Genomic DNA, 23897 nt, shown 5'->3' on the forward strand with positions numbered 1-23897 from the left:
ATTTGAGGAACGAGATGCGAGCACTGGCAGCAGCACTGATCGTCAGCACCACGCTGGCGGCACAAACCACCACCACAAAGAAGCCTGCTACAACGGCTGCGAAAAGCGCCACGGCTCCACAGAAACTGAGACCAACTTCACCGACACGTCCTATGCCAGCAGATCCTAAAGCTACCGAAGGCGTCGCCGCCGTGGGCACCATGCCTGCCGCGACCGGCACACCCGCACAACTGTTTTCGCTGCGCTTCATCGACCTGAAGGTTGGTGATGGCGAAGAAGCCCGTCCGTCCATGCCGCCTGACAAGGTGGTCTTCTATACCGTGCATTACACAGGCTGGACCACCGACGGAACCAAGTTCGACTCGTCTGTCGATCGTGGCGAACCGATCGTTTTCCCGATTGGCCTGAAGCGTGTCATCACAGGATGGGATGTGGGTTTTGAAGGAATGCGTGTGGGCGGCAAGCGTCGCCTGATTATTCCGTGGCAGCTTGCTTATGGCGCGGCTGGACATCCGCCGGTCATTCCTGAGAAGGCCGATCTGATTTTCGATATCGAGCTGGTTGGTCAGGGCAATACGCAGCAGCCTGTCACCGGAACGCACTTTGAAGCCCCCGAAGCTGGTCCCACGGTTCCGCCTGCGGCTAGCCAGGCACCTTCTGCCAAACCTGCCGAACGCCCTGAGGAGCGCCACGAGTAACGATGCTGGATAAACTGCGGCCACTGTTCCCTTACCTCAGCCGTTATCGCGGACACTTTGTCCGTGGAGCGGTGGCCGTTCTGTTTTACAACGCATCGAAAGTTGTTATGCCGCTCCTCATTGGTCATGCGGTGGACGATGTTGTTCATCACGGCGCGCAAGGCATCGTGGCGCGAAATGTGATGGTGCTGATCGCCATTGCCTGCGTTGCTGCAGTCTGTCTGTATGCCACGCGATGGATTCTCATCGGCGCATCGCGCGAGATTGAATACGATCTGCGCAACGATCTCTTCGCCTCACTTGAAAAGCAATCCATCACCTTCTTCCATGAACATCGCACGGGCGACATCATGGCCCGCGCAACCAATGATCTGAATGCTGTTCGCCAGTTGCTTGGACCCGCGATCATGTATTCGGCAAATACCGTGGTCTTCACGGCTGCGGCGCTTCCCTTCATGATTCGTATCTCGCCGCGGCTAACGCTGCTTGCCTTCCTTCCTCTGCCGATTGCTTCTGTTGTCGTGCAGCTGATGGGGCGCCGAATCCATCAGCGTTTTGAGCGCATTCAGGCGATGTTTTCGGAGATCAGTGCCAAGGCCCAGGAGAACTTCTCTGGTGTGCGACTGGTGCGTGCCTTTGCGCAGGAAGAAGCGGAGATTCGTTCCTTTGAAGACGCGAATCACGAGTACATCCGGCGCTCGCTCTTCCTCGTCCGCATCATGGCGATGCTGTGGCCCACGCTGGAGTTTGTACTTGGACTATCCATTGTTCTGACATTGCTCGTCGGTGGACACCAGGTTGTCTTGGGACACGTCACCGCGGGGCAATTCACCAGCTACATGGTCTTCATGGTGCAGCTGACCTTCCCCATGTTGGCGCTTGGGTATGTGATTAATCTCTTCCAGCGCGGTACGGCTTCCGTGATGCGCATCGACGAACTGATGAAGGCCGTGCCGTCGATTCAGGATGAGAGCGGCAACGCCGTGGCCATTGATGCAGTGCCGCAGGGCGAGGTGGAGTTCCGCAATCTTACCTTCGCGTACGGCAACGGACCCAAGATTCTTGACGGCGTGAACCTGGCCATTCCGGCAGGATCATCGCTTGCCATTGTTGGTCCCACAGGTAGCGGCAAGACGACGCTAGTGAACCTGATTCCGCGCCTGCTGGATGCGCCTGCTGGCGAAGTGTTGATTGATGGTTTGCCGATTCGCGAATGGCCGCTTGCTGCGCTGCGTGGCGCCATTGGATTTGTACCGCAGGAGACGTTCCTGTTCTCCACTTCCATCCGCGACAACATCGCCTTCGGCGTTCCTGACGCGACCGACGAACAGATTGAAGATGCGGCTCGCCGTGCGCACATTGCCGCGGAGATCCTGGAGTTCCCGCATGGCTTTGCGACCCTCGTCGGTGAACGCGGTGTAACGCTCTCCGGCGGACAGAAACAACGCACCTCGATTGCGCGCGCGCTGTTGCGCAATCCCCGCATCCTGATCCTTGATGATGCGCTTGCCTCTGTGGACACGTACACGGAAGAACAGATCCTGAAAGGTCTGCGCGAGGTGATGCAAGATCGCACCACCATCCTCATCGCGCACCGCGTGTCAACCGCGCGTTCTGCAGATCGTATTGCTGTGTTGGTCAATGGGCACATTGCCCAGCTTGGCACACATGAAGAGTTGCTGGCCGAAGGTGGCTACTACGCAGAACTCTTCGAGAAGCAACAACTCGAAGAAGAGATCGTCGCAGAATAATTCCGCTCCGATAACCGAACGATGTGACACAGGTCACTGAATCCTTCGCGCTTTAATCATTATCTTAAATACATATTCAAGTCGAAGGAGCACACCTTGCTTTCACAGCGCCAACTCGAGATCGTTAAGTCCACCATGCCAGCCCTCGCTCAACATGGCGAGGAGATCACGCGCGTCTTCTATGCCAACATGATCGGTGAGAATCCGGAGTTGAAGTCGCAGTTCAACATGGATGATCAGCAGAATGGGGAGCAGCCGAAACGACTTGCGCAGTCGATTCTTGCCTACGTTGCAAACCTGGATAAGCTGCAGAATCTTGGCCCCGCCGTGGAGAAGATCGCGCATCGTCATGTGCAGACACACGTCACACCGGATCAGTATCCGCTGGTTGGTCGCTACCTGTTGCAGGCGATGAAGATTGTGTTGGCGGACGCGATTACACCTGAGGTGTTGGAAGCATGGACAGCCGCGTACCAGCAGCTTGCGGAGGTGATGATCGCTCGTGAGAAGGAGATCTATGGGGAGGAGCCTGCACTGGTCTAACGGACGATGCACCGTAGACTGTGAACTGTTCTCATGCAACTGACTCGATTTTCCGATCTTTCGCTGCGCCTGCTGCTGTATCTGGCCAGCCGCGACAAACCACTGGAGACCGTGGTGACGGTGCGTGCTGCGGCTGAATTGTTCAATGTTCCCTACACACACATGGTGAAGGTGGCATATCAACTAGGCCTGGCAGGATTGGTGGAAACCGCAAAGGGACGGGGTGGTGGCCTACGGTTGGGTCGCCGTCCCGAATCCCTGCGCATCGGTGAGATTGTACGCATCACCGAGCCCAAAGGTGGTCTGATTGATTGCTGGACGCAACCGTGCCCACTGCGCGAAGACTGCTTGTTGAAGAGCGCATTGGATGAAGCATATGAAGCATTCTTCCGTGCGTTGGATCAATACAGCCTTGCGCAGATGGCGAAGACACCATCGCTTCAAAAGCTGGTGCAGATCACTGGTTAGTTTGGCGAACGAAGCATATTACGCGTCGCGATACTGGCGTCGCTTCAGTTCTTTCACTGCCTGCTCGTGCCCCTGTTGCGCGGCTTTGCGAATCCAATAGCGCGATTGCACGTAGTCATGCTCTACGCCTTCACCAATGGCGTACAGATGGCTCAGCTGGAACTGTGCTTCTGCATTGTCCTGGTCGGCGGCTTTGCGATACCACGAAGCCGCCTGAACATAGTTCTGCGGTACGCCGTGGCCGAAGTAATACAAGTCCGCAAGCTTCTGCTGCGCCTCTGCAAAGTTCTGCGAAGCTGCCAGGCGATACCAGTAAGCCGCCTGCGTGTCGCTCTGTTCCGTGCCTTCACCTTTGCGATACATCAGGCCAAGGTTGTACTGCGCCCATGCGAGCTTGCTATACGCCGCACGCTGGCACCAGATGAAGGCCTCTGCAAAATCATTCGCAGCGTAATAACGAAAGCTTACGTTGGCCTGCGCATAGGCATGTCCTTGCTCGGCTGCTTTGCGTTCCCAGTACGCGGACTGTTCATCGCTTTGTGTAACACCTGTGCCTTCGTCATAGAGCGTGCTCAGGATGTATTGCGATTCGGCGTGGCCCAGGTCTGCAGCCAACTTGAATGATGCGGCAGCCGAAACGAAATCGCCTGCGTTGTAATGCTCCAATGCCTGCTTGTAATGTGGGTTTGACGCTGCACTGGCGGCGTCGCGGCGACCACGCGCAATCATGCCGGAGCGTGCCGTGTGCAATGACAGGCCAGACCCCGTGGGTACATGTTGCAGGCCGGATTGCGGGTTATCTTCCATGAACGTTCATCTGCCGATCAATCAAATCAAAGCGGCGCTGCGCCTCTGCAATCTGTTCGCGCACGCTGACGGCGAGTTCCGTCAACAGATCACGATGCTCACGCGCAGCGGTCTCCGCGTCCTGAAACATCATGGCAATCTCACTGCCCTGCAGTGTGTAACGCTCCATCTCCAATGAGGCAATGTCGCGTTTGGCATGTTGCATCTGCCTTGAAATGCGCAGCAACTCCGCAGCAGTGCTTTCACCTGCGACCGCCGCATTGATTTCGAGATGATCGTCGAGCATGCGTTGCAGCGTTTCTAAATCGCCGCGTCGATAGGCCTGATTGGCGCGTGCCATCAGCAGTGTGAAGTACTGCTGCTCCGCATCGTCACGTGCAAAGTCCGGGTGAATGCGCTTGGCTACTTCGCGAAAGAGTGTCTTCAGATTTGTTGGTGGATCAAACTCTTCTGCCTCGCGGGCCTCACCAAATGCGGCATCATGGCTTTCCTGCGCGCGCTGCTTAGCCTCTTCTGCACGTTGACGCGCGGCATCGGAGTCATAGAGCGAAGCTTCATGTTGCGTGATGCGCGCTTCTAACTCATCAAGCTCGGCGTACAGCACGCCCACCTGCCGCAGATAACGTCCTTCAAACGCCTTTAACTGCGCGCGAAACTGCGCAAGCTCCGCCTCCAACTCCGCAAGCTGGGTACGGACAGCAGTAAGCTGTTCGCGTCGTTCAGCAAGCGAGATGGCATCCGGAGAAGGTTTGAGAACAATTTCAGAGGACATGAGCGGTTCAGCTTCCAGTGTATCGAAGCGAAGGCTCAAGCAAGCCCAAGTCCGCCATCCACGGCCAGTATCTGACCGGTGATGAACCGTGGCGCCGACGCGAAAAACAACACCGCCTTCACTACATCGGCAGGTGAACCGTCGCGTTGCATCGGAGTCTTTGCTGCCATGCGTTCCGGCTCATCAGGAAAGCGAATCATGCCTGGCGCAATCGCATTCACGCTGACTTCAGGAGCCCAAGCTTTCGCCATGGTCTGCGTCAGCATGTGCAACGCGGCCTTGCTGGAACAGTAGTGACCATGTGTCACCCAGGGACGGATGCCGCCGAGCGAGCCGATGTTGAGGATTCTTCCCTGGCTGCTGCGAAGATGCGGCAGCGCAGCCTGCGCCATCAGGAACGGCCCGCGTGTGTTCGTTGCAAAGACGCGATCCCATTGTTCCGGTGTCAGGTCTTCCAGCTTCGCTGACTCAAACATGCCTGCGTTGTTGACGAGCAGATCGATGCCGCCGAGGAAACCCGTAGCTTCTTCCACGGCACGGCTAACTTGTTCGGGAACCGTCACATCACTTTGAATGGCTGCGTATCGGCCACCCAGTGGCGTTATGGCCTGCAGCAACTCTGTTGCTTCTTCATCGGAATGACGAGTGGTGACAACAACGTCAGCCCCTGCATTCGCCAATGCCAACGCAAAGGCGCGGCCAAGCCTCCGTACGCCGCCTGTAATCAGGACGCGACGCCCACGGAGGCTGTCGTGCGAAGAAGTCATGCTTAGTTGCTTTGCGGCGGAGCTGGGGTTCCGTCTGCAACCGGTGCAGAGTTACCCGTCTTTGTGGGCTGCTTCGATGCGGGAGCAGGCGTTGTTCCCGGTTGAACCGTCGCATCACCATCTGCGGTCTTGTTCTTCGGCAACGTGGGCAGCTTGATCACTGGTTCGCTCGCCGACAGCGGCTTTGCGCCCCCGGCGGGTGCCGTCTGGTTACGGATGGGCTCCTGCACGCCGACATTGCGTTTCAGGTTTCCCTTGCCTTCGCTCTCGTCGTAGGCGGAAACCTGTGACGACGGCCGTTTCATGCGGATCGTCAACTGCTTCGACGGGGTATCCAGCTTGATGTCGCCTGCATAGGTCTCAAACCCGTTCGCAATCACCTGTACCTGCACATCCGATCCCGTTGGGATGATGTCGATGAAGGCCTTGCCGTCGGGGCCAGACTTCACTTCCAGGTTGCCCTCGTCAATGCCGTCCTTGGTGGGATGGAAGATCACGCCGGCGTTCTCAATCACCTTACCGTTGAAATCGCGCACGACCAGAATTTCAAAGTGGCTGGTCTCCGGCGGAGCCTTGTACTTACGGCCATGGCGATCGCTCTGAGCGGAGAGTAGCGGTGCGGCAGAGAGCAGCAGGGTGGCAACGACGGGAAGCGAACGACGGGACAACATGCCCTGCATTCTATCGTTCCGAGGGGTGTTCTGTCGCGGCAGGCATGGCGCATTCTGACGCTACGACTGTTCCCATTTCGGACATGAGTGCGTTTCACTCATATTTCACGATTAGCACTTGACGCGGGTGACTGCCAGTTCGTACATTAGCAATCGGAACGATGGAGTGCTAAGCATCACCATCAACCACCACCCAAGGAGAACGAAACACCATGGCATCGACTTTCACACCGCTGCATGACCGCATTTTGGTGCGCCGCCTGGAAGAGGGCGAGACGCTTCGCGGCGGCATCATCATCCCCGACTCCGCCAAGGAAAAGCCGCAGCAGGGCACCGTTATCAGCGTTGGCAAGGGCAAGAGCAACGATGAAGGCAAGGTCTTCCCGCTGGACGTTAAGGCTGGCGACACGGTTCTCTTCGGCAAGTACTCCGGCACGGAAATCAAGCTGGACGGCGAAGACCTCCTGATCATGCGTGAAGAAGAAGTCCTCGGCATCCTCAAGTAGGCATTGCATGCAGCGGATGCGCTTCGCGCCATTCGTTGTGTGGAATGAAAGCTTCAGCTTCCCTTCTGCTTTCAAAGGCAGCGACACAGTTTAGTTACCGCTCGTTCGCGAGCGATGCAAAGGAAGAACACAATGGCAAAGCAAATTCTGCACGGTGAAGATTCCCGTCAGGCTATCCTCCGCGGCGTGAATGTCCTCGCTGACGCGGTTAAGGTGACCCTCGGACCCAAGGGCCGCAATGTTGTCATCGAAAAGAAGTTCGGTTCGCCCACCATCACCAAGGACGGCGTCACCGTCGCCAAGGAAATTGAGCTGCCCAACTCGCTTGAGAACATGGGCGCACAGATGGTGAAGGAAGTTGCTTCCAAGACCAGCGATGTTGCCGGCGACGGCACCACGACCGCCACCGTTCTGGCTCAGGCTATCTTCCGCGAAGGCGTGAAGACGGTTGCTGCCGGTGCAAACCCCATGGCGCTGAAGCGCGGCATCGACAAGGCTGTTGCAGCCATCGTCGGTGTGCGTAACAACGACGGCGTGGTTGAGGGCGGCGCTCTCTCCAAGTTCTCCAAGCCCGTTTCCGGCGACATGATCGCGCAGGTTGGCACCATCTCGGCTAACTCGGATTCGCAGATCGGCACCATCATTGCCGAAGCGATGAAGAAGGTTGGCAAGGACGGCGTGATCACCGTTGAAGAAGCGAAGAGCATGGAGACCCAGCTCGACGTAGTGGAAGGCATGCAGTTTGACCGCGGCTACCTCTCGCCCTACTTCGTGACCGATGCAGAGCGCATGGAAGCTGCATTCGACGAGCCCTACATCCTCATCTATGAGAAGAAGATCTCGTCGATGAAGGACATCCTGCCCCTGCTCGAGCAGGTTGCCCGCACCGGCAAGGCACTCATCATCATCGCGGAAGACGTCGACGGTGAGGCTCTGGCAACCCTCGTGGTCAACAAGCTGCGCGGCACCATCAACGTGGCTGCTGTGAAGGCTCCTGGCTTCGGCGATCGCCGCAAGGCAATGCTGGGCGACATCGCCATCCTGACCGGTGGCAAGGCCATCACGGAAGACCTCGGCATCAAGCTGGAGTCGGTGAAGATCGAAGACCTCGGCACGGCGAAGCGCGTCACCATCGACAAGGACAACACCACCATCATCGACGGTGCTGGTAAGGAATCCGAGATCGACGGCCGCGTGCGTGAGATCCGCGCTCAGGTTGAGAAGACCACCTCTGACTACGACCGCGAGAAGCTGCAGGAGCGTCTTGCCAAGCTGGTTGGCGGCGTTGCCGTCATCAAGGTCGGTGCTGCAACCGAGACCGAGATGAAGGAAAAGAAGGCTCGCGTGGAAGATGCAATGCATGCAACCCGCGCTGCCGTGGAAGAAGGCATCGTCCCGGGCGGCGGTGTTGCTCTCATCCGCACGATTCCTGAGGTTGACGCTCTTGTGAAGTCTCTGGAAGGCGACGAGAAGATCGGTGCACAGATCATCCGCCGCGCCATCGAAGAGCCGCTGCGCATGATCGCCTACAACGCAGGTGAAGAAGGCGCAGTCGTCATCGGCAAGATCACCGAGTCCAAGGACCTGTCGTTCGGCTACAACGCCGGTACCGGCGCGTACGAAGACCTGGTAGCCGCTGGCGTCATCGACCCGACGAAGGTAACGCGCACTGCCCTGCAGAACGCAGCTTCGATCGCTGGCCTGATGCTGACCACGGAAGCCATGATCGCCGACATCCCCGAGAAGGCAGCTGCTCCGGCAGGCGGCCACTCCCACGGCGGCGGCATGGACGGCATGTACTAAGCCTCAAGCACGAACAACAGAAAAGCCCCGGAGCAATCCGGGGCTTTCTTGTTTGCATAGGCAAAGCTTCTAGCGGAGCACAGCAGCCGTCGCATCGTTTCCCTGCGCCATGCGCTGCACGTACAGTTTTGTTCCCTTTGCTCCATCAACTTTGAGTGGTTCCAGCTTGCGCGTTCCCGTCTGAAACGACAGCAGCCAACTTTCATTCAGGTTCTTCTCAAACTGTTTCAGGTATGGGCTGATGCTCGGCGGATTCAGGCTGCCCTGGTTGAACGTGTTGGCACCAGTAGAATCCGCTAGATCGCCAAGATAACTTTGCCCACTGAAGCTGGCATAACCGGGATGATTATCAAAGCGGCCGTAGTAGATGGAATACACCGGCACGCCTGCGCGTTGCGCATCCTGAATTGCCGACTGCACGTATGGGCTGTACTGGTTATTCGGCGTGGGCGCGCCGTTGTACAAATCAATGCCGTTGGTAATCATCAGCACGGCACGCGGTGCTGTTCTATCGCCCGGCCAGTTCTTGATCAGATCCTGCAGGCAGAAATACGGACTGGCACTGATGCCCGCACCACCCATGGATAACCGCAACTGCTTCGCGACGACTTCAGGATCAGAAGTGAATCCTCCTTCGCCAAACACAGCGCGGCCATTCTGCATGTACGCCACGCCTACGGAGACATGCTGTGCCGCAAGGTCAGCCGCAAACTGGCGGATGTCACTTACCTGGCTGCCAAAGCTACCGCGCAAACCGTCATCGATCAAGATGGCTACCTGTAAAGGCTTCGTGGTGCGGTTGGAGATCAATGGTTCCAGCCGCTGTACGGGGACCTTCTTGCCTGCAAACTGAACGCGTACGTCGGCCGGTTGCAGAACCGTGGGTTGTCCCTTCGTTTCGGCGCGCAACACCACACGAACGTTGTACGGACCTTCCTGGCCGTGAGAAGGAAGCGCCGCAAAGAGCAGAGCGAAAGCGGTACATGCAAAACGAAAACGTGCCAACATGAAATTCCCTCCGGCCCAAAGGATAAGGCCCACACTGATTAAGACGCGCAGCGTGGGCCTTTTACTCGGTGATGGCGCATGTTCAACACATAACGCGATCGATTACTCGTGAGGGATGCGGACCTTCAAACCGACACGGAAGGTAAACGGCAACGATGGGTAACCGATTGGGCCCATATGTTGGTTGTTCAGCAGATTGTCTAACTGCGAAAACACCGCAACGGATGGCCGAACCTGATACGTGAAGTTCGCATCCAGCTTGGTAAATCCAGGATCGAGATTGCGGTTCGGAAGCAGCATGGAGTTATCGAATGACGAGTTGGAATAAGCGTCGATAAACGTGGAATCATCCGCACGCGAAGCGATAGCACCCTTCACAGCCGCGGACCACTTCGTGGTGGTGTACTGAGCCACGAAGAATCCAGTCTGCGGCGGACGACGGAACGGACGCTGGCCCACCAGCGGCGAATACTGCCCGATGGGAATACCCGGATAGTTAGGGTTGATCGTCGTTGAACCACCCAACGCCGCCAGCGCATCGCTGGAGAAGGATTGCTTCACCAATGAATCCTGGTACGTGTATCCGGCACGCAGGAACAGGTGATGCAGCACCTGGTATTCAAGCGACGTCTCTACACCTGCCGACCGCGTATCAAGCGAATTGAGATAGAAGCTTCCCAATGCCACGGGTAGGTTCTGATGGAAATACGCGTTGTACAGCGTTACTGGAACGCCCTCCGTACCCCGTCCATAGGTCGAGTGGAAGTAAGTCACATGAAGAATCGCGCTGTCAGAATAAATATTCTGATCAAACCCACCTTCATAGACGCGGCTCCGTTGTGCACCAATCGGACTTACATGGAAATTCGCAATCGATGCGGTATCTCCAATTCCAATCAGCTTCTGGTAAAGCGACGAAAGCTGCGCATTCAGGCTGGGTTCCTGAACACCCTTCGCAAACTGGAAGCGAAAACGTGTTCCATGAAACCATCCACGCGCTGGTCGGAACAAGTAGTACGAAAGCCCAACCTGCGGCTGGCCTTCTGTTCCATACAAAGAGTTGCGTTGGATCGCTCCGCCAACGGTATAGAACAACCGATGCAACGCATTGCCGTTGAACGCCAGCGTGTAATCGTAATTGCTGCGTCCCACCTGATCATTTTCACCATACAGCGGATAGCGGTAAGCCCCACGCTCGTCCTGGAAGCGGAAACCTCCCACCACAGATAGGTGAGGGTTGAAGCTGTAACTGGTGTGATAGTCCAGACCGTCGCGATTGTTCACCATCTCGTAGTAAGTGGGAAACGGATCGTACCCAACAATGACCTGCCCTGTGGCCTTTGTACCGTTGGCGCCACGAATCGTCACGGTGTTACCGAAGTATTCGCCATAACCATCCGGCGCACCCACAGCGGCAAAGTAACGGGCCTGTTCGCGCTTTCGCGCACCAATGTAACGGAAGGTGTTGTGCCAACCATTGCTACGGGTGTCGTCCAGCACGCCGCTCATGTACGTGTCCTGATCGCCCTGCTTGCCGTTCTGTGCAAGTCCCTGGAAGTCCCACGCACCAGGTATTCCCGTAGCACTGACAGCATTGCGCACTGTTCCGCGAATGCTTGTTTTTGCGGTAAAGCTATAGCCCAGGTTCGCCGCGGAAGTTGCCACGTGATAGCGATCATTCGGGAGCGCATTCGAACTATCAAATCGCGAGAACGCACCGAAGTAATCAGCTTTACCATACGTGCCGGAGAGCGTGCCCTCGTTACGCCACGTGTGCAGATTGCCTGCATCACCGGAGTACGTCAGCACCGGCTTCAGCGTGGTTCCATGCGGCGTTTCAAAGCGCACCACGCCAGCGCGTGCGTCCGTTCCATACAGGATGCTGTCGGGTCCGCGATGCGTCTCGATCGAGGCAAGCGCAGTTGAAGAGACTGTGCCGTAGTCGAATACTCCACCCACATCGTTTGCGGGCACATCGTCGATCAACACCTTGCTTGCATCGGAGTTTGCACCGCGCACAAACATCGACGTCACACCGCCGTATTGTCCCGTTTGCACCATTGCAACACCGGGCTGCAGGCGAAGTTCATTCACTACACCTGCGCGTGTGCTCAGCGACTCAGAATCAATCAGGGAGACGCTTCCGCTCGTCTGCTGAACGGGCATCGGTTCGCCTGTCGCCGTTACCGTAATGTCCTGCTTGATGGGGCTGATCGTCAGTTGCAGATTCTTCTGCACCATGTCCCATTGCCGACCATAAAACGAGTCACTGACCTGCGGAGAAAACGTGGGCGCATCCGCAATCAGGAGGAAGCGGCCATCTTCCGTGGAGCGAATTTCAAAGGAACCATCCGGTTGCGTGACGGTGGATGCCACCACCTGCGTTCCTTTAACCAGTCGCACATGTGCAACGGTGATAGGGCGGCCCAGCGGATCGCGGACCGTGCCGCGGACAACAACAGCGTGTGCAACCGATGCGGTGAAGGCGCACACAGCGACTGCGCACAATTGCGCTGCTGCGCGTCGCTTTTGAGCGATGCGATACATATCAGAATTCTCCTCTGCTTCCCCCGCGGGAGCATGGCTTACAACCAGCAGCGGAATCGGTCTCCTGACTTACGCGCATCGCACATTGCCTTCGTATCCTGCACATGCTGTCTTCCCACTTACGCAGTGATAGCTGTGTCACGAAAAGGATGTGTCTTCGAAACATGGTCGAAGATGCGCGCTTACAGTTGCGGGGCAGTGGCGGATTCTCACCGCGCTTCCCAATGCATTCCGCTGCGCTTGTGTTGAACAAAGCAATCCTCTTCAGAATTGCACTCAAAACGTGTATTGCCAGTGTACAGCGTAAATACCTTGTTTTATGCGGTTTCTAAAAGCATCTTCGCAGCAACATCAACAGCAATCTCACCGGCACGCGCGCATTGTTCCTGGCTTACATCATGGTGGGTAACAAAACGAACCGTATTTGCATTGATCGCACTGGCCAACACGCCACGCTCTTTCAGCGAAGCCACATAAGCGGGCGCATCAAATTCCGTGCGGAAGATAACAATGTTTGTCTCCACTTCCGCAGGATCGACGGAGATACCATCCACATCCGCAATCTTCCGCGCCAGCAGCTTCGCATTGGCATGATCGTCATCCAGCCGCTTAGACATCACATCCAGCGCAATCAATCCAGCCGCAGCCAGCACTCCTGCCTGACGCATGCCGCCGCCCAGTGCTTTACGAATGCGCCTTGCCTTATCGATGTTTTTGCGTGAACTCACCAGCAGCGATCCGACCGGCGCACATAGCCCTTTTGAGAGGCAGAAGTTCACAGAGTCATAGCCTGCAGTCAGTGTGGCGACATCCGTTTTCAACGCGGTGGAGGCATTGAAAACGCGCGCACCATCCAGATGAATCTGCAGTCCGCGGCCATGCGCACCATCGCGAAGCTCGCGCATCACTGCCAGCGGCGTGACCGATCCGCCAGCCATATTGTGCGTGTTCTCCACCCAGATGAGGCCGGTCTGCGCCTTGTAATACAAACCCGTTGTGGCGAGCGCAGGCTCAATATCTTTCCAGCGAAGAATGCCGCGCTGCCCTTGCACCGTGCGAAGCTGGCATCCGCTGAACATTGCGGCCATGCCCATCTCCCAGTCCAGCACATGCGCGCGCGATTCGCAGACAACTTCCCTGCCCGGCTCCGTATGCAGACGCAATGCAATCTGGTTCCCCATCGATCCCGTGGGAACAAAGATCGCCGCTTCCATGCCAAAGACCTCCGCAGCGCGCTCTTCCAGGCGATTCACCGTCGGGTCTTCGCTGTACACGTCATCGCCCACCTCTGCAGATGCCATTGCCTCACGCATCTCTGGCGTGGGCTTGGTTACGGTGTCGCTGCGCAGATCAATCACTTCCATCGTCACTTCTCCTAATCCTTTGGGAGCACTCATGCCACCGCTGGCTCGTCGGCCAGCAATTCACCAAAGATGCTCGAGGACACGATACGTCCCTGCTGTGTCAGCATGGCGCGACCATCGTCCAACCGCATCAGTCCATCGCGTTGCAAGCTCTGCACGCGCTCCACAAATGCATCCAGCCACGGCGCGGGAAACGGCCACTGCAGTTCCGCAATCGAAACGCCCTCAATCAATCGCAACCCAAGGAAGATACTTTCTTCCCACTCGCCCAGCATCTCGATGTGTTCCACTTCGACGTCTTCGTTGCCTGCAATGTAGGGATTAAGTTCATCGCCATTGGCAAAGCGTGAAGCGCGTCCATCGCTTTGCGCACGCAACATGGAATGCGCATCCAGCCCAAAGCCAAGATACGCATCGCGCTTCCAGTACTTCAGGTTGTGCCGCGAAGCATAGCCCGCACGTGCAAAGTTTGAAATCTCGTACTGCGAGAGTCCTACCGCGTCAAACGTCTCGCATGCCTGCGCGTACAGATCGGCCACCAGCGAATCCGTCGGCGCAGCATGCGCTCCATAACGAACACCCGGCCCAATCAGTTCGCGCCCGAGCCGCGAATCCTCATCCACCTCAAGCATGTACACCGACACATGCTCCACACCGGAATCGATCGCTGTCTTCAAGGAATGCGACCACGACGCAGCCGTCTGGTGCGGCAATCCCGCAATCAGATCAACGTTCAGGTTGCGAATCCCGGCAGCGCGCAAACGCTTCAACTCTGCAAGACAGGCATCGCCTGTATGCACGCGCCCCACGGCACGCGACTCCGCATCCACAAAACTCTGCACGCCCAGCGAAACGCGATTCACACCGCTTCGGAGCAACACATCCAGCAAGTCATCCGGGATCTGCCCCGGAGCCGCCTCCACGGTGACCTCAGCGTCCTGCTCCATGGGATAAGTCGCACGCAGCGCGGCAAATACACGCGCCATCTGCTCCGGTTCCAGCAGCGATGGCGTACCACCACCCAGAAACACCGAATCCACCCGCTGCGGAACAATCAATTGATGTTGCGCGGCAAAATCACGCGAGGCCTCAATCTCCGCCACCAGCCTGTCGACATACGCCGCCATCCTCGCCGGAGGAAACGCATCCGACGCGAAGTTGCAGAAAGTACACTTCTGCCGGCAGAACGGCACAGACACATACAGGCCGAGCGTGGCGTCGTGGGAATGCATTCTTTCTATTTTCCCATGTATGCGCTGTAAAAATCGTGAGCCGAAGCATGCCACAAAGACATCTACAATCAGACAAGCGCATGGCGAAGAAAAGCAAAGAGAAGCCGAAACCCGCGGCAAAGTCCACACACGACGAAGAGGTGCTGGGCAAGGCGTATGACGGCCGCCTGATGAAGCGCCTGCTCACCTACATGCGCCCCTATGCGGGCCATGCGGGCCTCAGCTTCGCCTCCATCCTGCTGAAAGCAGCCGCGGACGTCGTTGGCCCATACCTTGTGCTGGTCGCCACCGACCGCTATATGACCGGCCACAACACCACGTTTGTGCCCGGATGGTTCGCGCGCCATCTTAGTCCGCAGCCCATCGTCGGCATCACCGAATGTGCCGCGCTCTACTTCGTCGCACTTCTACTCAGCTACGCGCTGGAATTCATGCAGACGTACCTGATGCAGTGGACCGGCCAGCGCATTATGTTTGACATGCGCTCGCAGATCTTCCGCCATCTGCAACGCATGGATGTCGGCTTTTACGACCGTAATCCCGTTGGTCGCCTCGTCACCCGCGTTACCAGCGACATCGATGCCCTGAACGAAATGTTCACCAGCGGCGTTCTCGCCATCTTTGAAGATGTGTTCGTGCTGATCTTCATCGTCGGCATCATGCTGTGGCTCAGCTGGCCGCTGGCATTGCTTACGTTGTCGGTGTTGCCGCTCATCGGCTATGCCACGCGCCTCTTCCGCATTGCCGTTCGCAGCAGCTATCGCCGCATCCGCACGGCCATCGCCAAAATCAACGCCTACACGCAGGAACACGTCAGCGGTATGAGCGTGGTGCAGCTCTTCAATCGAGAACAACGCGCGTACGACGACTTCACTTTAATCAACGCCGAACACCGCGACGCCTATGTGGATCAGGTGCAAGCCTACTCGCTGTACTACCCCGCGGTGGAACTGCTCAGCACCATTGCGATTGCCATGGTGTTATGGAAGGGCGGTTTCGGTGTCCTGCATGGCGCCACATTCTTTGGTCGCGCCGTCACCATCGGTGTGCTGCTCGCATTCATGCAGTATGCGCAACGCTTCTTCCGCCCCATTCAGGATCTGAGCGAAAAGTACAACATCCTGCAGGCCGCCATGGCCGCCAGCGAGCGCGTCTTCAAACTCATCGACATGGAACCGGAGATCGTCTCCCCGGCCATCGCCGTTGAACCTCCGCACGGAGAACCCTGCGCCATCGAGTTCCGCAATGTCTGGTTCACTTACCAGACGTTGAGTGACGATCAAAAGTCCGCCATCGCCCTCGCGCAATCGGACGAAGATCTCTCCGCTATTTCCGACGTCGAATGGATTCTTCGCGGCGTTTCTTTTGCTGTTGCGAAGGGTGAAACCGCAGCCGTGGTCGGTCACACGGGTGCAGGCAAGACCACCATTACCGCGCTGATGATGCGTTTCTACGATGTCCAGCACGGCAGTGTTCTCGTCGACGGCATGGACGTCCGGCAGATGCCGCTGGAAGCCCTCCGCAAGCGCTTCGGTGTGGTTCTCCAGGACGCATTCCTCTTTACCGGCACCGTCAAATCCAACATCCGCCTCGGCTCCGAATGGATCACCGATGCCGAAGTGGAACGCGCTGCCGACGAAGTCAACATTGGCGACTACATCCGCACCCTGCCCCAGGGTTTCAACGAACCTATGCAGGAACGCGGTGCGACTCTCTCCACCGGCCAGAAGCAGCTCATCAGCTTCGCCCGCGCTTTGGCGCACCGGCCAGAGATCCTTATCCTCGACGAAGCCACCTCCTCCGTCGATACCGACACCGAACTCCGTGTCCGGTCCGCGCTGGAAAAGATGATCTCCGGCCGAACGTCCTTCGTCATCGCCCACCGATTATCGACCATCCAGAGCGCCGACAAAATCCTGGTCATGCACAAGGGCAAGCTTCGCGAAAGCGGTACGCATAACGAACTGCTGACCCACCGCGGCCTGTATTGGCGTCTCTATCGCCTTCAGTACAAGGATCAGGAAACAACCGCAGTCCCATTGGCCGTCGATGCTCTGCGCCTCCAGCCCGGCGACTGACGATTTATTACAGTTCTGCAAAAAACCATCACAACACTACGATTTAACCCTCCCGGTGCGCTATCCTTGCCCGGGTGCCTGCGCTCAGAGAACGCAACGCAGGAGGAGAAGAACGCAAGCATGTTCAGCGTGATGCCACAGGACAGAAGTTTTTTTGACCACTTTGAACAGCTTGGCAAATGCCTGGTGGTGGTCTCTGACCAACTCGCTGGAAGCATGAATCTCTGGCCCGGCACAAACGGTCACGTTGCCAAGATGGAACAGAGCCGCCATGAAGCCCATCGCGTTATGCGCGAGACGCTTCTCCGGCTCGACACGGCCTTCATTACCCCGTTCGATCGCGAGGACATCCTCGAACTCACCAGTCGCATTTACGAAGCCATCGCCGTGATCGCTTCGGCGGGTCGCCGTATGGAGCTCTACCGGCTTGAGGAGATGCACCCCTCGCTGCGCGCGCACACCACTGCCATCGACACCATGGCGTCTGAGGTTTCGGCCACGCTGAACCGTCTGCGCAAGAAGGCAAAGCTCAGCGAACTCCGAGGCAACCTCGACGAAATCGGTCGTCAGGAAGAGTCAGCACGCCAGAGCCGCGATAAGTTCCTGGTGGAGTTGTACAGCGGCCAGCCGGACCCCATCTCCGTCATGAAAAAGCGCGAGGTCCACGACCTGATGCTTGAGGCGATCTACCTCCTCGACAACCTTGGCCGCACCATCGAGCGCATCCTTCTAAAGAACGACTGACGCATGCACGCAGCACCTCTGCTCCTGGTCATCATTACGGTTGTCATCGCTTTGGGGTTTGACTTCCTCAACGGTGTGCACGATGCGGCGAACTCCATCGCCACCATCGTCACCACGCGTGTGCTGACACCGCCGCAGGCCGTCCTCTGGGCCGCCATCTTCAACTTCGTTGCGGCATTTGTCTTCGGCACAGGCGTGGCGCATACCATCAGCAGCGGCCTCATCCGGCCTGAAGCCATGACCATTTATGTGGTGCTTGCTGGCCTTATCGGCGCCATTCTTTGGAATCTGCTGACCTGGTATCTCGCTCTGCCCACCAGCTCTTCTCACGCCATCATCTCGGCGCTCGCAGGAGCAGCCATTGCATCGTTCGGCAGCTACCACGCAATCCTTTTCACGGGATGGGGCACGGGTTGGGGTTCCATCCTTATCTTCCTCGTTCTATCTCCGCTCGTCGGCATGGTGCTCGGCTACATCATCATGCATATTGTGGCGTGGAGCAGCTACAAGGCACCGCGCGAGGATGCCTCGCGCTGGTTCCGCCGCCTGCAACTCGTCTCCGCAGGTGCTTACTCGCTCGGTCACGGCACCAACGATGCGCAGAAAACCATGGGCATCATCGTGGCCACACTCGTTGCCACTGGCTATGGTCAGTACGCACAAGGCCACACCAATCTGCTGGGTCGCCACCATGAAATCCCCATCTGGATCATCCTGTCCTGCCACGCGGCCATCGCCGCCGGCACCATGATCGGTGGATGGAAAATCGTTAAAACGATGGGTTCGCGCATCACCCCGCACCTGCGTCCTATGGGTGGCTTCTCCGCGGAAATGGCCGCAGCCATCACCATCGGTCTTGCCACAGTTGCAAAGGTCCCCATCTCTACCACTCACGCCATCGGCGGAGCAATCTCTGGCGTTGGTGCCACGCGTGGTCTCCACGCCGTTCGCTGGATTTGGGCCAAGCGCATTATCTATGGCTGGATTCTTACCTTCCCGGGAGCAGCGCTTGTCGGCGCCGTAACCTATTACCTGCTCCACTTCACGCTGGAAGCATGGCTCGGCGGAGCGGTCGCCATTCACTAAGAATCAGAATCAAGCAATCAATAAAGAAGGGCGCGCTTATCAAATAAGCGCGCCCTTCTTATTTTCAGTGCTGTTTAACGACGAGGTCCATGCGCCTCGTTGTGGTTTTCGTGGCTGATCTGCCGGCTGGCAGCATTCTGTTCGTGGTTCACCTGCTGCCGTTCCGGCCCCGTCATCCGTCCACCATTCGCAACACGATCCTGCCGCACCTGGCGATCAATCGACTGCTGACGATTCTCCGCACGCGCTGCTTCACCCGATGACATCCGACCACTTTCAATACCGTTGCCAATGCGCTGCTGCTGGTTCACCTCACGATTGTTCACCGTGTTGTTGGCAAAGCCACGCTGCACAGGAGCTGCGTTCGGTTGCCCACCCGGACGTGCTCCGGGATTCATCGCCGGTGCGCCCGTAGGACGTCCCTGCGCTCCAAAGCGATTGCCGCCGACATTCGTCATCGCCATCGTCTGCGGACGACCACCATTGTTCCTGGCAAACGCATTGCGATCCTGCGATGCGAAGTTCTGGTGCTGCTGCTGGTTCACCGTCGCACCAAAATGCTGCTCGCGGCTGAAGGCCATCTGCTGCGGCGTGGGCCGTGCGCCAATGCCTCCAGGTCCATTGAAGCTTGTACGGTTGACCACCGTGTTGCGGACCACCGTGCGATCAATGTAGGTGTTGCGAATCACCGTCGTATTCACGTTCACCACGGCAGTGTTGTAGCGGAAGACATTGCCAGCCCACATGCCGCCACCAAAGCCCACGCCGCTATAGCCAAAGCCGTAGTTCACGCCGCCATAGAAGCCAACATGCGGTCCCCAGTAGCCTGCATTCCACGCATACACGCCGCCGTTATAGCCCCAATAACCAGGCGTCCACAACACACCCACGCGCGGCGGAGCCACCCACACACCCGGAACCCAGTAGTAGCCTTCTGGACCCCAGGCCCAGTATCCCGGCGTCCACATGTAACCCGGCTGTGGGCATGGCGGCTGTACATACACGGGCAATGCTGGCGGTGCGGTACGGATGGAAATCCCAATCGCAAACGACTGCGCGGAGACATGCTGTGCCAGCGGAACGGCAACAGCGAAAGCAGCAACGGCTGCAAGAGTGGCAGTGCGTGTCAACGTCTTCATCAAACTCTTCTCCCTTGTTCGCAGCATGGCTGCGGGACAAACGTGAAGACACGGCTGCGCCAGGGATGTTGCACAGAAAATTTTTCTTTCTGTTGTGGCCAAATGTTCCTGCCATCTGCACTTTCGTTCGCCAGCTACTAGACTGAAGGTGCGTGAAGAGTCCCCTCATCTTTCTCTCAGCAGGCGAAGCCTCCGGCGATCATTACGGCGCAGAGCTGATCACAGCCCTTCGTGCCGTGCTCCCTGAAGCCCGCTTCACCGGCCTCGGCGGCACTGCCATGGAAGCAGCCGGACAAGACCGTGTCATTCGCGCAGAAGATGTAGCGGTCATGGGCATCACGGAGATCCTCCGCCATATCCCCACCATCCTGCGCAGCTACAAAACGCTAGTGGAGTCGATAAAAAGACAACGGCCCGACGTCGCCGTACTCATCGACTTCCCCGACGTAAACTTTCGCCTCGCGAAACATCTCAAGCGGATGGGAGTGCCGGTCATCTGGTTTGTCTCGCCGCAACTATGGGCATGGAAGCGCAAGCGTCTGCGCTGGGTACAACAGCGTGTAGCGAAGATGCTCACCATCTTCCCCTTCGAGCAACCCTTCTATGCCAATCGTGGAGTACAAGCCGAGTTCGTAGGCCATCCGCTCGCAGAGCAACCACTGCCCACTGTCTCCCGCGAAGCTTACGCCACGCGATACGCTCTGAATCCTCACAAGCAATGGGTGGCGCTTCTGCCAGGTAGCCGTGGCGGCGAAATCGACGCCAATCTCCCTGGGCTTGTTCATGCCGCCATGCTCCTTGGCGACGCTTACGAATACCTCATCCCCGTGGCTCCTACTGTGAGCCACGACCGCCGGGACCAGATGCGTTCGCGTGCCAGGAGTGGCTCATTCCATTTCGTTGAAGACGCGCGAGCAGCCCTCATGCACAGCCGAGCCGCAGTCGTAGCCAGCGGAACAGCAACCGTACAGGCTGCCGTCATCGGCACACCCTTCGTCGTGGTCTACCGCGTCTCCAATCTCACCTTCCGCATGGCGAAAGCGCTGGTGAAGTACCCACCAGAGATCCCCGCAGAAGTCGACGAACACGGCAACCTGCCCATCGCTATGGTCAACCTCATCGCCCGCCGCCGCGTCGTTCCGGAGCTTCTTCAGGATCAGTTCACTGGCGCAAACGTGGCCGCAGCCCTGAAGCCACTTCTGGCCGACACACCCCAGCGCGAAGAGCAGATCGAAGCCCTCGCCGAAGTTCGTCGACGCCTTCTAAGCCCAACAAATCGCACCGCCATTGAAAGTCTGCGCGACGCCGTATTGGAGGCACTGTCCTGATCCCCCACAACACACTCCGCCGATCTGCGTCTAACCGTTTGACAGCTCTGGAGAAAGGGCTAGTCTGTCCCTGCACCAAAAGGATTTCTGCCAGCATGCCTGCGATTCGCACGACACTCGCCTTTGCCAGCGCCGCCCTCCTCGCGCTCGGCTCCGCTGCCTTTGCGCAGAGTTCCACGCGGCCGCCCATCAACGTCACAGGCTATGCCATCACCGCCGAAGTCGACCCCACGGCGCAGCGCCTCACCGCCACCGCGCAGGTCACCTTCACGGCGAATCAGGACATCACCTCCGCCACCTTTGAGCTGAACAATGGTCTGCGGATCACCAAAATCACCGGCCCCGGCGCCAAGCCGCTCGACAGCGACCGCGACGCCCGACGCTCCACCGTCACCGTGTCGCTTCCTGCGCCCATGGCCAGCGGCACAAGTGCTACGTTTACCTTTACTTACGCGGGCATTCTGAAAGACGAGGATACAAGTCCGGTCGAAGGCATTAAGCTGGCCGCCATCGCCGATCCCGTCTCTATCCTGCTCTATCCCGGCCGCTGGTTTCCCATGGTTGGCCTGTACACCAACCGTTTCACCATGGACCTGAAGGTCACGGTGCCAGAGGGTGAAACCGCCGTCTCCAGCGGCTTCGTCGCCAAAAAAGCGATGCCCGCCAACAAGACCGAGTTTGATTTCGCATGGACCAAACCCGGCCTACCCGGCACCCTCGTGATCGGCAAATTCCTGCCTGCCATCAAAACTCCGGACGCCCGGCAGATTTCCGTTTACGTAACGGAGAAGCACAAGGCAAACGCCGCCGAATATGCGGCCACCGCCGCGCAGCAGCAGGAGTTCTTCACGCAGAGCTTTGGCGCGCCAGAGTCCGGCATCCTCCAGATCGTCGAAATCCCCGACGACTCCGTGAGCGCCTCATGGGGCCCGGAAGTCATTGCCATCGCGGGTAACCGCATTGGCGATAAGAACAGCCACCGCCTCCTCGCCAACACCATCGCGCACCAGTGGTTCGGCTCCGCCATCAGCCCGGCCACGCTCAACGACGCATGGATCACCAACGGCATGGCTCGTTACGGCGAGTTGATGAACCTGGAAGAAAACGGTGGCAAGACCGCCCTCCAGACCGCCATGCCCGACATTGAAGCAGGCGCGCTCGCATACGACACGCAGCCGCTCACAACACTCGCACGCATCGATCCCTTCTCGCCGCAGTTCCAATCCATGACGCTGGAAAAGGGCGCCATGGTCTTTCACATGCTGCGATACCAGTTCGGCGATGACAAGTTCCTCACCTTCCTGAAGAACCTGCTCTCCACCTACCGAGACAAGCCCGTGCGCACCGCCGATCTGGAGAACATCGCCAAACTGACCGCGGGTGACAACACTAACCTGACGCCGTTCTTCGCGCAGTGGCTCGACGGCACCGGCTCGCCAACGTTCCAGAACAAGTACACCGTCTATCGTCTCGGCGGTGGCAAAGGCTTCCGTACTGTTGGTGCGGTTGCGCAGGACCTTGACCTGTTCCGCATGCCCGTCGACCTTCGTATTGAGACTGACGGCAAGACCGAAACGCGCAAGATCGATGTCTCAGGAACCGACTCTGCGTACACCATCGAAACCTTCGGCCGGCCGCGCCGCATCGTCATCGATCCCGACAACTGGATCCTCAAGAGCACGCCCGACCTCGCTGTTCGTGTCGCTGTGTTGAAGGGCCAGCAACTCGTCGCGCAGGGTGACCTCATCGGTGCGCTCGCCGAATACCAGAAGGCTCTCGACACCAACAAGAACTCTTCGCTGGCCACCTATCGCATTGCGGAGATCTTCTTCACGCAGCGCAACTATCAGTCCGCAGCTAACAGCTATCGCGACGCTTTGCGAGGTGACGGCGATCCACGCTGGACGCAGGTCTGGAGCCACATCGGCCTCGGCAAAATCTTTGATATCACCGGCCAGCGCGACCGCGCCGTGCAGGAATACCGACTCGCCGTACAGACCAACGACAACACACAAGGCGCCATCAACGAAGCCCGTGCACTGCTGCAAAAGCCCTACGAGCGCCCCCGCGCCACGGACTAGTTGCCTGATTTCACATGCATAGGGGACGTGGCGTATAGTTGCGTCCCCTTTTCAGTGCCCCGTTAAGCAACAGAAACCTGAAAACCTGAATCCTCGAGCGATCTCGAGCGTCTAGATGTGTGTACAGAAGTTGGTCAGGACCGGGGCGTCGACACCCGGAACACCATCTTCGAGGATTGGCATAAGGCCAACCGTACCGGAGATTTGAACGGACCCGGTACGTAGTATCCCGCTTCCCAAGCCGAGTCTGGCAAAGGCCGCGACCGCTCGACGGCGCCCGACTCATCAAGGGGTGTATTTCCCATGACGTATCGCATCGCCGCAGTTCTTCTTGCCCTCGCCACACCGCTTGCAATCGCTGCCCAAGAGCATGACCGCTCCCCGCGCACACACGATAGCTCACCCAGCTATCACGACAGTTCACCGCGCCCCAGTGGTCAGCAGCAGACGGCACACCGCTAAAACATCAGGACTGAAATCGAGTCCACCATGATGGCCCTGAAG

The 23897-nt window shown here is 57.9% G+C and carries 21 protein-coding genes and 1 riboswitch; of the genes, 12 read left to right on the forward strand and 9 right to left on the reverse strand.

All coding sequences use genetic code 11. The annotated features are described in order from the left end of the window. Positions 1–14: 14 nt before the first annotated feature. The 4 genes from M504_RS21040 to M504_RS02360 all read left to right on the forward strand — a co-directional run bounded on the left by M504_RS21040 (position 15) and on the right by M504_RS02360 (position 3460). Positions 15–698 (forward strand): FKBP-type peptidyl-prolyl cis-trans isomerase, encoded by a 684-nt coding sequence (locus tag M504_RS21040; RefSeq protein WP_052200245.1) that lies wholly within the window; start codon positions 15–17, stop codon positions 696–698. A 2-nt stretch (positions 699–700) separates the two neighbouring features. Then, on the forward strand, positions 701–2449 hold the full coding sequence (locus M504_RS02350; protein ID WP_047487508.1) for an ABC transporter ATP-binding protein: 1749 nt from the start codon (positions 701–703) through the stop codon (positions 2447–2449). A gap of 96 nt (positions 2450–2545) precedes the next feature. Beyond that, positions 2546–2992 (forward strand): globin domain-containing protein, encoded by a 447-nt coding sequence (locus tag M504_RS02355; protein ID WP_047487510.1) that lies wholly within the window; start codon positions 2546–2548, stop codon positions 2990–2992. A gap of 33 nt (positions 2993–3025) precedes the next feature. After that, positions 3026–3460 (forward strand): Rrf2 family transcriptional regulator, encoded by a 435-nt coding sequence (locus M504_RS02360; RefSeq protein ID WP_047487513.1) that lies wholly within the window; start codon positions 3026–3028, stop codon positions 3458–3460. Positions 3461–3478: 18 nt separating this feature from the next. Here M504_RS02360 and M504_RS02365 read toward each other — a convergent pair whose 3' ends face one another. From M504_RS02365 to M504_RS02380, 4 genes are read right to left on the reverse strand one after another with little or no spacing between them, the layout of a single operon-like run. Beyond that, the gene (locus M504_RS02365; RefSeq protein ID WP_047487516.1) at positions 3479–4267 is read right to left on the reverse strand and encodes a tetratricopeptide repeat protein; all 789 of its coding nucleotides are present in this window, start codon (positions 4265–4267) and stop codon (positions 3479–3481) included. Then, positions 4257–5039, reverse strand: coding sequence for a hypothetical protein (locus M504_RS02370; protein WP_047493153.1), 783 nt, complete (start codon positions 5037–5039; stop codon positions 4257–4259). Before M504_RS02370 ends, M504_RS02365 begins: the two co-directional genes overlap by 11 nt. A gap of 35 nt (positions 5040–5074) precedes the next feature. After that, a complete protein-coding gene (locus M504_RS02375; protein WP_047487520.1) occupies positions 5075–5806 on the reverse strand; it encodes an SDR family NAD(P)-dependent oxidoreductase in 732 nt (243 codons plus the stop codon). A gap of 2 nt (positions 5807–5808) precedes the next feature. Further along, complete coding sequence (locus M504_RS02380) at positions 5809–6477, reverse strand: hypothetical protein (RefSeq protein WP_084214363.1); 669 nt, start codon at positions 6475–6477, stop codon at positions 5809–5811. Between the two features lie 212 nt (positions 6478–6689). Here M504_RS02380 and groES point away from each other — a divergent pair, with 212 nt between their 5' ends. Together groES and groL are read left to right on the forward strand one after the other, a co-directional pair. Further along, positions 6690–6983, forward strand: a complete 294-nt coding sequence (gene groES / locus M504_RS02385) for a co-chaperone GroES (RefSeq protein WP_047487525.1) — start codon at positions 6690–6692, stop codon at positions 6981–6983. A gap of 132 nt (positions 6984–7115) precedes the next feature. Beyond that, a complete protein-coding gene (gene groL, locus M504_RS02390; protein ID WP_047487528.1) occupies positions 7116–8786 on the forward strand; it encodes a chaperonin GroEL in 1671 nt (556 codons plus the stop codon). A gap of 69 nt (positions 8787–8855) precedes the next feature. Here the strand turns inward: groL and M504_RS02395 are convergent, their stop codons facing one another. The 4 genes from M504_RS02395 to hemW form a co-directional block, all read right to left on the reverse strand. Further along, positions 8856–9794 (reverse strand): hypothetical protein, encoded by a 939-nt coding sequence (locus M504_RS02395; RefSeq protein WP_052200247.1) that lies wholly within the window; start codon positions 9792–9794, stop codon positions 8856–8858. 102 nt (positions 9795–9896) lie between these two features. Beyond that, positions 9897–12341, reverse strand: coding sequence for a TonB-dependent receptor (locus M504_RS02400; protein WP_047487531.1), 2445 nt, complete (start codon positions 12339–12341; stop codon positions 9897–9899). A 34-nt stretch (positions 12342–12375) separates the two neighbouring features. Continuing rightward, a riboswitch (cobalamin riboswitch) is annotated at positions 12376–12620 on the reverse strand. A gap of 38 nt (positions 12621–12658) precedes the next feature. Further along, on the reverse strand, positions 12659–13738 hold the full coding sequence (locus tag M504_RS02405) for a low specificity L-threonine aldolase (RefSeq protein ID WP_052200249.1): 1080 nt from the start codon (positions 13736–13738) through the stop codon (positions 12659–12661). Then, a complete protein-coding gene (hemW, locus tag M504_RS02410) occupies positions 13735–14937 on the reverse strand; it encodes a radical SAM family heme chaperone HemW (protein ID WP_047487537.1) in 1203 nt (400 codons plus the stop codon). Before hemW ends, M504_RS02405 begins: the two co-directional genes overlap by 4 nt. 80 nt (positions 14938–15017) lie before the next feature. Here hemW and M504_RS02415 point away from each other — a divergent pair, with 80 nt between their 5' ends. The 3 genes from M504_RS02415 (at position 15018) to M504_RS02425 (ending at position 18845) form a co-directional block, all read left to right on the forward strand. Beyond that, on the forward strand, positions 15018–17015 hold the full coding sequence (locus tag M504_RS02415) for an ABC transporter ATP-binding protein (protein WP_047487539.1): 1998 nt from the start codon (positions 15018–15020) through the stop codon (positions 17013–17015). 120 nt (positions 17016–17135) lie between these two features. After that, positions 17136–17759, forward strand: coding sequence for a DUF47 domain-containing protein (locus M504_RS02420; RefSeq protein ID WP_047487542.1), 624 nt, complete (start codon positions 17136–17138; stop codon positions 17757–17759). Positions 17760–17762: 3 nt separating this feature from the next. Then, complete coding sequence (locus tag M504_RS02425; protein WP_047487545.1) at positions 17763–18845, forward strand: inorganic phosphate transporter; 1083 nt, start codon at positions 17763–17765, stop codon at positions 18843–18845. Positions 18846–18919: 74 nt separating this feature from the next. On the opposite strand, the gene M504_RS02430 is transcribed toward M504_RS02425, so the two are convergent. Continuing rightward, positions 18920–19984 (reverse strand): YXWGXW repeat-containing protein, encoded by a 1065-nt coding sequence (locus tag M504_RS02430; protein ID WP_047487548.1) that lies wholly within the window; start codon positions 19982–19984, stop codon positions 18920–18922. A 152-nt stretch (positions 19985–20136) separates the two neighbouring features. Between M504_RS02430 and lpxB the strand changes: the two genes are divergently transcribed. The 3 genes from lpxB (at position 20137) to M504_RS21975 (ending at position 23855) form a co-directional block, all read left to right on the forward strand. Continuing rightward, the gene (lpxB, locus tag M504_RS02435; protein WP_047487551.1) at positions 20137–21312 is read left to right on the forward strand and encodes a lipid-A-disaccharide synthase; all 1176 of its coding nucleotides are present in this window, start codon (positions 20137–20139) and stop codon (positions 21310–21312) included. A 95-nt stretch (positions 21313–21407) separates the two neighbouring features. After that, positions 21408–23393, forward strand: a complete 1986-nt coding sequence (locus M504_RS02440) for a M1 family aminopeptidase (RefSeq protein WP_047487554.1) — start codon at positions 21408–21410, stop codon at positions 23391–23393. A gap of 303 nt (positions 23394–23696) precedes the next feature. Beyond that, positions 23697–23855: a hypothetical protein gene (locus M504_RS21975; RefSeq protein WP_156993435.1), complete on the forward strand. Its 159-nt coding sequence runs from the start codon at positions 23697–23699 to the stop codon at positions 23853–23855. Positions 23856–23897: the final 42 nt, after the last annotated feature.

It is taken from the genome of Terriglobus sp. TAA 43 (assembly GCF_000800015.1).
In the GTDB taxonomy this organism is placed as follows: domain Bacteria; phylum Acidobacteriota; class Terriglobia; order Terriglobales; family Acidobacteriaceae; genus Terriglobus.

Coding starts and splice junctions, on each gene's coding strand:
- M504_RS21040 (WP_052200245.1), top strand. CDS start 15: ATGCGAGCACTGGCAGCAGCACTGATCGTCAGCACCACGCTGGCGGCA.
- M504_RS02350 (WP_047487508.1), top strand. CDS start 701: ATGCTGGATAAACTGCGGCCACTGTTCCCTTACCTCAGCCGTTATCGC.
- M504_RS02360 (WP_047487513.1), top strand. CDS start 3,026: ATGCAACTGACTCGATTTTCCGATCTTTCGCTGCGCCTGCTGCTGTAT.
- M504_RS02365 (WP_047487516.1), bottom strand. CDS start 4,267: ATGGAAGATAACCCGCAATCCGGCCTGCAACATGTACCCACGGGGTCT.
- M504_RS02370 (WP_047493153.1), bottom strand. CDS start 5,039: ATGTCCTCTGAAATTGTTCTCAAACCTTCTCCGGATGCCATCTCGCTT.
- M504_RS02375 (WP_047487520.1), bottom strand. CDS start 5,806: ATGACTTCTTCGCACGACAGCCTCCGTGGGCGTCGCGTCCTGATTACA.
- M504_RS02380 (WP_084214363.1), bottom strand. CDS start 6,477: ATGTTGTCCCGTCGTTCGCTTCCCGTCGTTGCCACCCTGCTGCTCTCT.
- groES (WP_047487525.1), top strand. CDS start 6,690: ATGGCATCGACTTTCACACCGCTGCATGACCGCATTTTGGTGCGCCGC.
- groL (WP_047487528.1), top strand. CDS start 7,116: ATGGCAAAGCAAATTCTGCACGGTGAAGATTCCCGTCAGGCTATCCTC.
- M504_RS02395 (WP_052200247.1), bottom strand. CDS start 9,794: ATGTTGGCACGTTTTCGTTTTGCATGTACCGCTTTCGCTCTGCTCTTT.
- M504_RS02400 (WP_047487531.1), bottom strand. CDS start 12,341: ATGTATCGCATCGCTCAAAAGCGACGCGCAGCAGCGCAATTGTGCGCA.
- M504_RS02405 (WP_052200249.1), bottom strand. CDS start 13,738: ATGAGTGCTCCCAAAGGATTAGGAGAAGTGACGATGGAAGTGATTGAT.
- hemW (WP_047487537.1), bottom strand. CDS start 14,937: ATGCATTCCCACGACGCCACGCTCGGCCTGTATGTGTCTGTGCCGTTC.
- M504_RS02415 (WP_047487539.1), top strand. CDS start 15,018: ATGGCGAAGAAAAGCAAAGAGAAGCCGAAACCCGCGGCAAAGTCCACA.
- M504_RS02420 (WP_047487542.1), top strand. CDS start 17,136: ATGTTCAGCGTGATGCCACAGGACAGAAGTTTTTTTGACCACTTTGAA.
- M504_RS02425 (WP_047487545.1), top strand. CDS start 17,763: ATGCACGCAGCACCTCTGCTCCTGGTCATCATTACGGTTGTCATCGCT.
- M504_RS02430 (WP_047487548.1), bottom strand. CDS start 19,984: ATGAAGACGTTGACACGCACTGCCACTCTTGCAGCCGTTGCTGCTTTC.
- M504_RS02440 (WP_047487554.1), top strand. CDS start 21,408: ATGCCTGCGATTCGCACGACACTCGCCTTTGCCAGCGCCGCCCTCCTC.
- M504_RS21975 (WP_156993435.1), top strand. CDS start 23,697: ATGACGTATCGCATCGCCGCAGTTCTTCTTGCCCTCGCCACACCGCTT.